The sequence below is a fragment of the Mannheimia glucosida genome (assembly GCF_046267875.1).
Lineage (GTDB): Bacteria > Pseudomonadota > Gammaproteobacteria > Enterobacterales > Pasteurellaceae > Mannheimia > Mannheimia glucosida.
The window spans coordinates 2,352,907-2,363,903 of the sequence record NZ_CP176502.1 but is presented as its reverse complement, the minus strand read 5'-3'; the positions used below and the strand labels follow the sequence as shown (position 1 = coordinate 2,363,903).

10 protein-coding genes are annotated in these 10,997 nt (G+C 41.6%); 4 read left to right on the top strand and 6 right to left on the bottom strand.

Annotation, left to right across the window (positions count from 1 at the left end):
• Positions 1-186: 186 nt before the first annotated feature.
• The 6 genes from ACJ7Z2_RS11395 to ybfE all read right to left on the bottom strand — a co-directional run bounded on the left by ACJ7Z2_RS11395 (position 187) and on the right by ybfE (position 6,660).
• Positions 187-2,034 carry an ABC transporter ATP-binding protein gene (locus tag ACJ7Z2_RS11395; protein ID WP_409500372.1) on the bottom strand — a complete coding sequence of 616 codons (1,848 nt, stop codon included), beginning with the start codon at positions 2,032-2,034 and terminating at the stop codon, positions 187-189.
• A 68-nt stretch (positions 2,035-2,102) separates the two neighbouring features.
• Complete coding sequence (luxS, locus tag ACJ7Z2_RS11390; RefSeq protein ID WP_409500371.1) at positions 2,103-2,612, bottom strand: S-ribosylhomocysteine lyase; 510 nt, start codon at positions 2,610-2,612, stop codon at positions 2,103-2,105.
• Between the two features lie 17 nt (positions 2,613-2,629).
• Complete coding sequence (locus tag ACJ7Z2_RS11385; RefSeq protein ID WP_409500370.1) at positions 2,630-5,296, bottom strand: MlaD family protein; 2,667 nt, start codon at positions 5,294-5,296, stop codon at positions 2,630-2,632.
• 82 nt (positions 5,297-5,378) lie between these two features.
• Entirely contained in the window at positions 5,379-5,819 is a 441-nt protein-coding gene (gene fur, locus ACJ7Z2_RS11380; protein ID WP_154704721.1) for a ferric iron uptake transcriptional regulator, read from the bottom strand.
• Positions 5,820-5,854: 35 nt separating this feature from the next.
• Positions 5,855-6,379, bottom strand: a complete 525-nt coding sequence (gene fldA, locus ACJ7Z2_RS11375) for a flavodoxin FldA (RefSeq protein ID WP_006250414.1) — start codon at positions 6,377-6,379, stop codon at positions 5,855-5,857.
• Between the two features lie 5 nt (positions 6,380-6,384).
• Complete coding sequence (gene ybfE, locus ACJ7Z2_RS11370; protein ID WP_409500369.1) at positions 6,385-6,660, bottom strand: LexA regulated protein; 276 nt, start codon at positions 6,658-6,660, stop codon at positions 6,385-6,387.
• Between the two features lie 241 nt (positions 6,661-6,901).
• Between ybfE and ACJ7Z2_RS11365 the strand changes: the two genes are divergently transcribed.
• From ACJ7Z2_RS11365 to ACJ7Z2_RS11350, 4 genes are all read left to right on the top strand, one after another.
• Positions 6,902-7,888, top strand: a complete 987-nt coding sequence (locus ACJ7Z2_RS11365; protein ID WP_409500368.1) for an oxidoreductase — start codon at positions 6,902-6,904, stop codon at positions 7,886-7,888.
• Between the two features lie 96 nt (positions 7,889-7,984).
• Positions 7,985-9,280, top strand: a complete 1,296-nt coding sequence (locus ACJ7Z2_RS11360) for an NCS2 family permease (RefSeq protein ID WP_126302672.1) — start codon at positions 7,985-7,987, stop codon at positions 9,278-9,280.
• Positions 9,281-9,388: 108 nt separating this feature from the next.
• On the top strand, positions 9,389-9,757 hold the full coding sequence (locus ACJ7Z2_RS11355; RefSeq protein ID WP_409500367.1) for a DsrE/DsrF/TusD sulfur relay family protein: 369 nt from the start codon (positions 9,389-9,391) through the stop codon (positions 9,755-9,757).
• Positions 9,757-10,950, top strand: a complete 1,194-nt coding sequence (locus ACJ7Z2_RS11350) for an NAD(P)/FAD-dependent oxidoreductase (RefSeq protein ID WP_409500366.1) — start codon at positions 9,757-9,759, stop codon at positions 10,948-10,950. Before ACJ7Z2_RS11355 ends, ACJ7Z2_RS11350 begins: the two co-directional genes overlap by 1 nt.
• The last annotated feature ends 47 nt before the right edge of the window (positions 10,951-10,997 follow it).

Here is a 10,997-nt window from a genome sequence, read left to right as displayed (position 1 = left end):
AATTATTGTTATTAAAGGTCATAATGATACCTGAAAAAAGGGGAGAAATCTTGCAAATTTTTGATAGATTTTATTGGTGCTTGGAAGCGGTTTTAATTGGCGAACAAGCGGTCGTTTTTTGTTGAAATCTTGCAAATTGCTAACAAAAAATGACCGCTTGCTTAGTATGATGTGTGATGGAGTGGATTAAATATCCGTATTCTCCGGTAAGAACCCACCGCTTTGGTGAGCCCAAAGTCTGGCGTAAACACCGTTTTGAGCAAGCAATTCTTCGTGCGTGCCTTGTTCAACGATTTCGCCTTTATCTAACACGATAAGTCTGTCCATTGCCATAATGGTAGAGAGGCGGTGGGCAATCGCAACCACGGTTTTACCTTCCATTAATTGCGTGAGATTTTCTTGAATTGCCACTTCTACTTCAGAGTCTAACGCACTGGTTGCCTCATCGAGTAATAAAATCGGTGCGTCTTTTAGCATCACTCGGGCAATCGCAATCCGTTGGCGTTGTCCGCCGGAAAGTTTTACCCCTCGTTCGCCAACGTGTGCATCAAAACCGGTTCTGCCTTTGGCATCTTGCAGGTTTGGAATAAATTCACTGGCGGCAGCTTGTTCAACGGCTTTGATCATCTCTTCTTCGGTGGCGTTCGGGCGACCGTACATCAAGTTTTCACGCACAGAGCGGTGTAATAGTGAGGTGTCTTGGGTTACTAAACCAATTTGTGAGCGAAGGCTTTCTTGGGTAATATCACGGATATTTTGCCCGTCAATCGTGATTGAACCGTCTTGAATATCGTAAAAACGCAATAATAAATTGGTGAGCGTTGATTTACCTGCACCACTACGCCCGACTAAGCCCACTTTTTCCCCCGGTTTAATGGTTAAGTCAAAGTCTTTCAGCAACGGTTTTTTCGGGTCGTAGGCAAAATCCACATTCTCAAATTTAATTTCACCTTGTGTCACATTTAATGGTTTGGCATCGGTTTTATCCACTACATTGTGTGGTTTGGAGAGGGTAATCATACCGTCTTGCACCGTGCCTAAATTTTCAAACAGGCGGGCAAATTCCCACATAATCCATTGCGATAACCCTTTGATTCGTAACGCTAATGCGGTTGAAGTCGCAATCGCACCGGCTGTGACCATATTCGTTCCCCATAGCCATAAGCCGATAGCAGCGGTAGAAAGAATTAATGCCATAGAAGTAAGGTTGGTGACGGTTTCAATCACCGTGACTAAACGCATCTGTTTGTGTACCGTCACCATAAATTCTTCCATCGATTCTTTTGCGTAGGCAGATTCACGGTTGCCGTGCGAGAAGAGTTTTACAGTGGCAATGTTAGCGTAAGCATCGGTAATTCGACCGGTCATTAGACTTCTGGCATCAGATTGTTCTTGAGCGGCTTGGGCTAATTTCGGGACAAAGTAGATAATGGTTGCCGCTAATGAGATGACCCATAAAATAAACGGCACGAATAACCAGCCGTCAAGTTGTAATAAAATCACGCTGGAGGTGGTGAAGTAAACCAGCACATACACCAACATATCGGCACAAGTCATAATCACATCACGCACGGAAAGGGCGGTTTGCATTACTTTTGCCGATACTCTTCCTGCAAATTCGTCTTGATAGAAACCTAAACTTTGCCCGAGCATTAAGCGGTGGAAGTTCCAACGCAAACGCATTGGGAATACCCCTTGCAGAGATTGAAAGCGAATGCTGCTGGCAAGGTAAACAAACACCACTGCAAGTAGGGCAATAAAAAACATACCGATAATCGTCCAGCCTTTTTCTGCCCAAAGTTCTGTTGGCGAGTATTTATTGACCCAATCGACTAAATCGCCCATAAAGCGAAACAGAACCGCTTCGATAATACCGGCGGCTGCAACTAATACGGTCAGCAGTAAGATATAGAACCGCATTCCTTTTGTGGCATCGTAAATAAAAGGAATGAGACCTGATTTTGGAGTTTTCGGCATTTCATTTGGATAGGTTTCCACCCTTGCCTCAAACCATTTAAACAGTTTTTCAAACATAAATTTGTGATTTCCGAATAAAAATGCAGGGGCAAATAGCCATTTGCCCCCGAAAAAATGTGAAAAAATTATGGATTAAGTAATTTTTCGTCTAAGGCTAAATCTTCGTTGCGATTTACACCAATGCCGGCAGCTAATACGTTGCGGGCAATTTGATGTGCTTCTTCTAAAGAATGCTCTTTGTAAGAGCCACATTGATATTCATTCAGCTCAGGGATTGCCGATATATCAGGAATTTTATGTAACGCATCTTCCATTGATGCCGTCCAAGCTTTGACAACTTCTTCTGCTGAAGGCGATCCAATCAGTGACATATAAAAACCGGTACGACAACCCATTGGTGAAATATCAATGATCTCCACTTGTTCGCTATTGAGGTGATCACGCATAAAACCGGCAAAAAGATGTTCCATCGTGTGAATCCCACGCACCGGTAGAATATCAATATTCGGACGACAGAAACGGAGATCGAACACGGTAATGGTATCGCCTTTCGGTGTGGTCATCGTTTTTGCAACACGCACGGCTGGTGCGTTCATTTTGGTGTGGTCTACTTTAAAACTATCTAATAAAGGCATTTTTTACTCCATCAATATTATTCCGCAATTCCTTGATCCCAAGCAGGGGCTTCATCAGGTAGTTTGCGTTGTAAGAAAAATCGTCTGTTTGGCTGGGCTTGAGGCTTCACTACTTTAGTGTAAGGAGTTGAGAACTCAATACCGCCATTTAATAACTGCGACATTGTGCCGGAGTTCATACTTACACCTTGCAGGCTCACGTCCATAGTGTAACCTGAAGCTTGCCAGAATTGGGTATTGGTTCTGACTAAGTGCTTGTATTTATCTTGAATATTGACATAAATAAGCACTCGATCGCCTAACTCACTTAGCCCTAAACGGCTGACTATTCCGACCTGCATTCCACGGTAAAGCACCGGTGCTTCCGGCTGAATACCATTAGCATTGGTGGTTTCGACAATAATCGGGAAACCGTTGGCATAGGTAGTTTTCACTGTGTCGGTATCTGCAAGAATAAATTGGTTTTGAACTTGCCCTGAACCGACATCAACCGTAATGTAATTTTGCAGTGCTGCATCTAAATTTTTAAAGCCGGAGGTACTGATTTCAGGCGAGATAACATTAAATTTACTGCCGGCTTTTGCAATTAACGGATAGTATTTCCTTTGAATGTAAGCGGTCGCTTTTATCTGTTTTTTTGCATTTTGTAGCTCAAGTTTTTCAATTTGACCTACGGTTAAGCCCATATATTTAATGTCCATTCCTTCGCTTAACTTACTCGCATCTTTTGCAATCAGCGTGAGATAAGTATTGCCCGAAGTGGCTTTCTCCTTACTTGCATAAAGCGTTTTATTGCCTTTTGAACCGCCATTATCAAAGCTGATCGCCCCTTTTAAGGTACGCATTAATGGAGCTGTAGTGATATTCACGCCTTTGAGTGACACATCAACACTCGTTGCCGGCTCAATCCAGAAACGGCTTTTCTCGGTTAATAGATGACGATAATTTGGCTGGATAAATAGCTCAACCTCAAATTTTTGTTGTTTCGGGGTTATTTTTAACACCTCGCCGACCTGAAAATCACGATATAGCACCAAAGAGCCTTCGCTGATACCAGATAATGAATCTGCCGAAAGGGTAGTGGTGGCTTTTTTATCTAAGGTAGCCATGCCTGATTCCGCACTTTCTATATCTTTATAAAGTGCATATTGTTTTTTCGGGCTACCGTCATTTTTACCGTTAATTAAGCGAACACCGCCTTTTAACCATTCAGATGGTGAACCGGCGTGAACTCTTAACCCATCTAGCCCCACCGACATATCAATGTTGGATATCGCAACAAATTTGCTGTTACTCCCAATCAGGTTGCGATAAGGCGGATAAATAATGACATCAAAACGTACTTTGTCTAACTCTAGGCTACGTTTGACGATTTCTCCGATTTGCACATCGCTATAGTAAATCCCCTGATTGGTATCTACCCCATAGGCTTGAGGAGCAATTAAGCTAAAGCTAAGTAAATTCGGCAAACTTAATAGATAATCGGCTTCGTTTTGTACCACAAATTCCGATTGTGGTTCCCCTTCACCCGGGTGAACTTCAAAATAGACACCACGCAGCAGCTCGCCCACTTTGGTCAGTTGCTCTGTGTTTAAGGAGAATTTCGGCTCTTTGAGCAAGATTTTAGTTTGTGAGCGTAGTAAATTTTCATAACTTGGGTCAATTAATAAAACCCCATCAATCTGTCTATGCTGCTCTGATTCTTGCTGTGGCACACCGTTGTCTTTTACTTGCGGTAATTTTAGCTGAGAAAGCATACCAATTTGCACATTTTGGTGAAAAACGCCGGTTTCATTAATTTTTAAATTACGCGTAAGCGGTAGTTTTACGTTGATTTCAATTCCACGTTTAGCTGATTTCAAATCCGGATATAGCTCAAATTTCTGTCCTTGCTCGGCAATTTCCATATTATCAGGCGAATCAAAAGCAACCGCACCTTGTACTACCGAGGCAAGGCTGTCCATATTGATTTTAATACCTTGTAAATTTACATCAGCGCTAATACCGCTAATATTCCAAAATCGGCTCTCTTTTTTCACTAAATGAGCGTATTTTTGATTAATGACGACATCAATTTCGATTTTTTTCTGGTCTTTGGTAAAACGATAATCGGCAATATTGCCCACTGGCACTTTACGGAAATAAACACTCGCTCCGACAGTAATAGAGCCTATGTCATCAGAGATTAAACGGATCAGTAAATCGCCATCGCTCACGGTAATAGCCGGAGGATCTTCTTCCGCAATAAATTCGTCGACGAAATCGCCTTCACCGGGAAGTAGGGTAATATAGTTACCAGAAACAATCGCATCTAAGCCTGAAACTCCGGCCAAAGAAGCACTTGGTTGCACTAACCAGAATTTAGTCTGTTTGCGTAAAATACTTTTGGCTTCAGGGTTTATTTCTGCTTGCACTTCCACTTCTTTTAAGTTATCAACAAAATAAACGCGCTTAACTTGGCCTATTTGCAAACCTTGGTAACGAATAGCGGTTTTTCCGGCAGTAATGCCATCACCTTTACTAAATCGAATTGTGATTGTTTCACCTTGCTCTTTTAAAATTTGGAAAAATAGCAAAGCACCAATAATAAAAGCAACTATTGGTAACAGCCAAAAAGGAGAAATTTTGCGAGGTTGCCGGATTTGGGCATCTACAACAGTGTGGGTATTTTCTTCCATCGTCATTTTAAATTAGGGAAACCTATATAGAACAATACCGAAGACCCAAAGGGACTTCGGTAATAGAAATAAGTCAAAATAAGAAATATTATTTTTTCTCATCACAGTTGGTTAAATTACTGCACTTACCATATAAATATAAGCTATGGTTCGTCAACTGCATACCGTGTTTTTCGCTGATTTCACGTTGGCGGCGTTCCATATCAGGATCTTTAAACTCAAATACTTTACCGCAATCCATACAGATAATATGGTCATGTTCGTGGTTCATATTTAATTCAAATACCGCTTTATTGGCATCGAAATTATGGCGGGTTAAAATGCCGGCTTCTTCAAATTGGTTTAAGACACGATAAACCGTTGCTAAACCAATGTCTGAGCCTTTTTCTAACAGAATCTTATAAATATCTTCTGCTGCAAAATGTTGCATTTCATCACGAATATCTTGCATTAATGCAAGAATAGTCAAACGAGGTTCGGTTACTTTTAAGCCCACCTCTTTTAAACGTTTAATATTTGCTTCAGACATATATGCCACCTATTTATCTTTATCCATAATAGTTATTATGCGAGTTGGTCTAAGCACATTTCTTCTTTCAACTGCTCACACCATTTATTGACTCGTTCAGTGGTTAATTCAGGCTGACGATCTTCATCAATACATAAGCCTACAAAAGTATCATCATCAACTAAGGCCTGAGAAACCTCGAAAGTGTAACCGGCAGTTGGCCAATGACCAACAATCACACCACCATTTGGTTCTACCACATCACGCACAGTACCCATTGCATCACAGAAATATTCTGCATAATCTTCCTGATCACCGCAACCAAAAATTGCAACGACTTTGCCGTTAAAATCAATCTCTTTTAGGGTAGGCATAAAATCGTCCCAATCGGCTTGTGACTCACCATAATACCAAGTTGGGATCCCAAACATCAGAAAATCGTATGCTTCAATATCTTCTTTTGTACTTTTGGCAATGTCTCGAATATCAATTAATTCAGCCCCTAATTTTTTCTGAATCATTTTTGAAATATTTTCTGTATTGCCTGTATCGCTACCGTAAAATAAACCTACAACTGCCATTTCTACTACCTATTTTTGAGATAATTATTTAGAATTGTTTCAATTAACTGCCCGCGTGAAACACCTTGTTCAGACGCCTGTTCCTCTAATAACTTTACTAAATCCGAATGCAGTTTTAATTCTACCCGTTTTAAACCGGAAGATTTATCTCGTTTTAGTTGGTTACGTTTATTGATTCGAAGTTGTTGTTCTCTATCAAGAGGATTTGTACGAGGACGCCCAACTTTTGGTACAGTCGCAAACAGATCTAAGGTTATACAATCTGAATCTTGTTTTGCCATTTTGTTTTACTATTGGGCTTTAGCTAATCCTCAGTTTTAATGAGAATGATAAGCTACTTTTAAAGTGTGAACTATATCAAAAGTTCAATCATTTGAAAAGCAAATTGCAGGCAAAACAAGCGGTGTTTTTAGGTTTAAAATTTGCAAAAACCATAAATTACACATTATGAGTTATGATTTTTCTGAAGCGTGAAATTAGCTTATAATGAAACCGAATAATGTGATGAATAAAGGAGAACGTGTGTCGAATATCCATTTAGCGATTGCCAGTGATTTTACGCTGGCAGAAAAATTACTTGAGGCATTAGAAAATCAAGATTTAGGGATTGAACATATTTCAGCTGTTGAGCTTGAGCCGTTTGGCGAAGAGCAGAATTTACGCTTTGGAGCAAAAGCAGTCGCACAATATGCGTTAGATGAAGTAAATTGGGCAGAATTTAGCCATGTGCTGTTTGCCGGCAAAATGGCACAAGCCGAAGTGCTGGCAGATGCGGTAAAAGCCGGTTGCGTGATTGTTGATTTATATGGCATTACTTCACTTATTGGCGATGTGCCGGTGATTGTGCCAAGTGTAAATGATGAAAATGTGGCAAATCTGCGTGAGCGAAATATTGTAGCCTTAGCCAATCCGCAAATTTCACAACTGGCATTAGCGTTAAAACCGTTGCTGAACGGGCCGTTAAAACAGGTGTGGGTGACGTCACTTTTACCCTCTGCCTATTTTGGTGATGAAAAAGTCAAAGAGCTTGCCGGACAAACTGCCCGTTTGTTAAATGGCATTCCGTTTGATGAAAATGCTGAACGTATCGCCTTTGATGTTGTGCCGGCAAATGTGCAGGGAGAGGAGAAAAATCTACCATTCTCAAAAGCCTTTGAGCTGCAACTTGCAAAAGTTTTACCGAATTTGACCGCTTGTACTACCTTCCACAGCGTGCAAGTGCCGGTTTTTTATGGCGTTTCCCAAATGGTGTCGGTGCAATCTGAATATCAGCTAGATGCCAATGTTTTAAGTGAAGCGTGGAAAGCCGAAAATTGGCTGAATTTCAACGAAAATTCAGTGATGACCGCGGTGAAAAATGGCGAAAGCGAAGAGAAAAATGCGTTAGAAATCAGTCAGTTATTAACAAAATCCGAACAGGAAATCCAGTTCTGGACAGTCGCTGATGAGCAGCGTTTTAGCCTTGCATTTTTAGCGGTGAAATTACTAAAATTAGTTTTAGCGTATTAAGTGCTTGCAAAAGTATTTATTCCGTGATAAAAATCGTCAACGCCCGAGCAACCGATTGCTTGGGCGTTGTCATTTTGTTTAAACACCGAAGGTCTTATGTTAGAAAAATTATTTCAGCTCAAAGCAAAAGGCAGTAATGTGAAAACCGAAATTATCGCCGGTATTACTACCTTTTTCACAATGGTTTATATTGTTTTCGTCAATCCGTCTATTTTAGGCGTGGCGGGAATGGACACCCAAGTGGTGTTTGTCACTACCTGTTTAATTGCGGCTTTTGGCACAATTGCAATGGGGCTATTCAGTAATTTACCGATTGCTCTTGCACCGGCAATGGGCTTAAATGCCTTTTTTGCATTCGTAGTAGTGCAAAAATTAGGTTACTCGTGGCAAGTGGGTATGGGGGCGATCTTCTTGGGTTCTGTCGGCTTATTTCTATTAACTGTATTACAAGTTCGTTACTGGTTTATGTCTGCGATTCCACTTGGTTTACGTGTAGGTATTGGTGCCGGTATCGGTTTATTCATTGCCCTAATCGGTTTTAAAAATATGGGCTTGGTGGTGCCAAATCCGGCAACGCTTGTGGCACTAGGTGATTTGCACGACCCGAAAGTGTTAATGGGGATTTTAGGCTTTTTCATCATTGTTGTATTAGCGGCGAAAGGTATTCACTCAGGCGTGTTAATTTCAATTGTGATTGTTACCGCTCTTGCCTTAGCCTTTGACCCGGCTGTAAGCTTTAACGGCATAATGTCTATGCCACCAAGCCTTGGTGCTGTGGTAGGGCAAGTGGATATTGCCGGTGCTTTTGATGTGGCTTTACTTGGAATTATTTTCTCCTTTATGTTGGTAAACCTGTTTGACTCTTCTGGCACCTTAATTGCGGTGACGACCAAAGCAGGCTTTGCGGATGAACAAGGGCGTTTCCCGAAAATGAAACAAGCTCTGCTAGTAGATAGTACCGCGGCAATGGCAGGCTCTTATATGGGAACTTCAGCGATTTCTACCTATATTGAAAGTGGCTCCGGCGTTTCAGTTGGCGGTCGTACCGGTTTAACTGCGGTGGTAGTTGGGATCTTATTCCTATTAACCATTTTCTTCTCACCACTTGCAGGGTTAGTTCCTGCCTATGCAACTGCGGGGGCGTTGGTATTTGTAGGAATTTTAATGGCATCTAGCTTAATTGAAGTAAAATGGGACGATTTAACTGAAGCCACACCGGCATTTATTACTACCGCAATGATGCCGTTTACTTACTCTATCACTGAAGGGATTGCATTCGGCTTTATCAGCTACTGCGTAATGAAAGCTTTCACCGGGCGTTGGAAAGAAATCAACCTTTCTGTTTTAGTGGTTTCACTTCTCTTTATTGCTAAATTTGTGTGGGTAGGTTAAGCTCAACACTACTTTCTTGAGTCGCAAAGCGACTCGGTTTAGTCAGCCCGGCACGGCTCGTGTCGGGTTATTATTATCTATGTGTTTCGTGTATTCCGAGGTAAAACAATGTCTAATTCAGTTCAAAAACTTCTCTTTATCATTAATTCCGCTCCTTATGGCAATGAAACGTTTTTCAGTGCGTTGCGTTTAGCTTTGCAGATCCAAGAGCAGCATAAGGCTCACACCGAAATTAAACTTTTCTTAATGTCGGATGCAGTCACCGCAGGGCTGGCAAAGCAAAATCCGGCAGAGGGTTATCACATTCAGCAAATGCTGGAAATTTTAACCGCACAAGGAGCGAGCGTAAAATTGTGCAAAACCTGTACCAATGCTCGAGGGATTACCGATTTGCCTTTAGCCGATGGGGTAGAGATTGGCACATTAATTGAACTGGCAGATTGGACAGTTCAAGCAGACAAGGTACTGAATTTTTAATGCAAAATATTGATGTTGTAGTGATTGGTGCCGGTGCGGCAGGGCTGTTTTGTGCCGCCCAACTGGGGCAAGCCGGCAAAAAAGTGGTGGTGTTAGACAGCGGCAAAAAAATCGGTCGTAAGATTTTAATGTCGGGCGGTGGCTTTTGTAACTTCACTAATTTAGAGGTTGGGGCGAATAATTACCTCTGCCAAAACCGCCATTTTGTGAAATCTGCTCTTTCGCGTTATACCCAATGGGATTTTATTTCACTTGTCAGCCACTATGGCATTAGCTATCACGAAAAAGAGTTAGGACAGCTTTTTTGTGATGAAAGCTCGCAACAAATTGTCGATTTACTGCAAGCGGAATGCAACAAAGGCAAGGTTGAGATTCTGTTACGACAAGCGGTCATTTCTGTGGAAAAAGTTGCAAATTTTTTTGAAATTTCGACCGCTTGTGGCAAGTTCCAAACCGAACATTTAGTGATTGCAACCGGAGGGCTTTCGATGCCGGCACTCGGAGCAAGCCCTTTTGGCTATCAACTTGCCGAGCAGTTTGGTATTCCTGTTGTGCCACCACGTGCAAGCCTTGTGCCTTTTACTTGGAAAGAGAGCGATAAATATTTTGCCGAGCTTTCCGGCATTGCAATGCCGATTACTGTTTCCGCCAATGGCAAAAGTTTCAGCAATCAGATGTTGTTCACTCATCGAGGCTTATCCGGTCCGGCAATTTTGCAGATTTCCAATTATTGGGAATTAGGTGAAACGGTAGAGATTGATCTGCTACCTTCACAGTCCATTACTGACATATTGAGCGAACTACGCCAATCTTCGCCGAAATTGCAGCTAAAAACCGTATTATCTCGCTATTTACCCAAAAAATTGGTTGAAGTTTGGCTGGAACAGAAATTGCTGACCGATAAAATCATTGCCGATTTGAGTAAAAAAGAACTGACCTTTTTAGAGCAATTTATTCATCATTGGCTCTTTTTGCCAAATGGCACGGAAGGCTATCGCACGGCGGAAGTCACCAAAGGTGGGGTTGATACCGACTATATTTCATCTAAAACGATGGAAGCGAAAAACACCGCAGGGCTTTATTTTATCGGAGAAGTGTTAGATGTGACCGGCTGGCTTGGCGGTTATAATTTCCAATGGGCGTGGTCATCGGCTTTTGCCTGTGCGGAAGGGATTATTGAAAAAAGCAAATAACTAAAAAAACTAAACAAAAAGGCGAACAATGTTCGCCTTATTTTATA

Excerpts from the sequence above, each read along its gene's own strand:
- ACJ7Z2_RS11395 (WP_409500372.1), bottom strand. The coding sequence starts at position 2,034 with ATGTTTGAAAAACTGTTTAAATGGTTTGAGGCAAGGGTGGAAACCTAT.
- luxS (WP_409500371.1), bottom strand. The coding sequence starts at position 2,612 with ATGCCTTTATTAGATAGTTTTAAAGTAGACCACACCAAAATGAACGCA.
- ACJ7Z2_RS11385 (WP_409500370.1), bottom strand. The coding sequence starts at position 5,296 with ATGACGATGGAAGAAAATACCCACACTGTTGTAGATGCCCAAATCCGG.
- fur (WP_154704721.1), bottom strand. The coding sequence starts at position 5,819 with ATGTCTGAAGCAAATATTAAACGTTTAAAAGAGGTGGGCTTAAAAGTA.
- fldA (WP_006250414.1), bottom strand. The coding sequence starts at position 6,379 with ATGGCAGTTGTAGGTTTATTTTACGGTAGCGATACAGGCAATACAGAA.
- ybfE (WP_409500369.1), bottom strand. The coding sequence starts at position 6,660 with ATGGCAAAACAAGATTCAGATTGTATAACCTTAGATCTGTTTGCGACT.
- ACJ7Z2_RS11360 (WP_126302672.1), top strand. The coding sequence starts at position 7,985 with ATGTTAGAAAAATTATTTCAGCTCAAAGCAAAAGGCAGTAATGTGAAA.
- ACJ7Z2_RS11355 (WP_409500367.1), top strand. The coding sequence starts at position 9,389 with ATGTCTAATTCAGTTCAAAAACTTCTCTTTATCATTAATTCCGCTCCT.
- ACJ7Z2_RS11350 (WP_409500366.1), top strand. The coding sequence starts at position 9,757 with ATGCAAAATATTGATGTTGTAGTGATTGGTGCCGGTGCGGCAGGGCTG.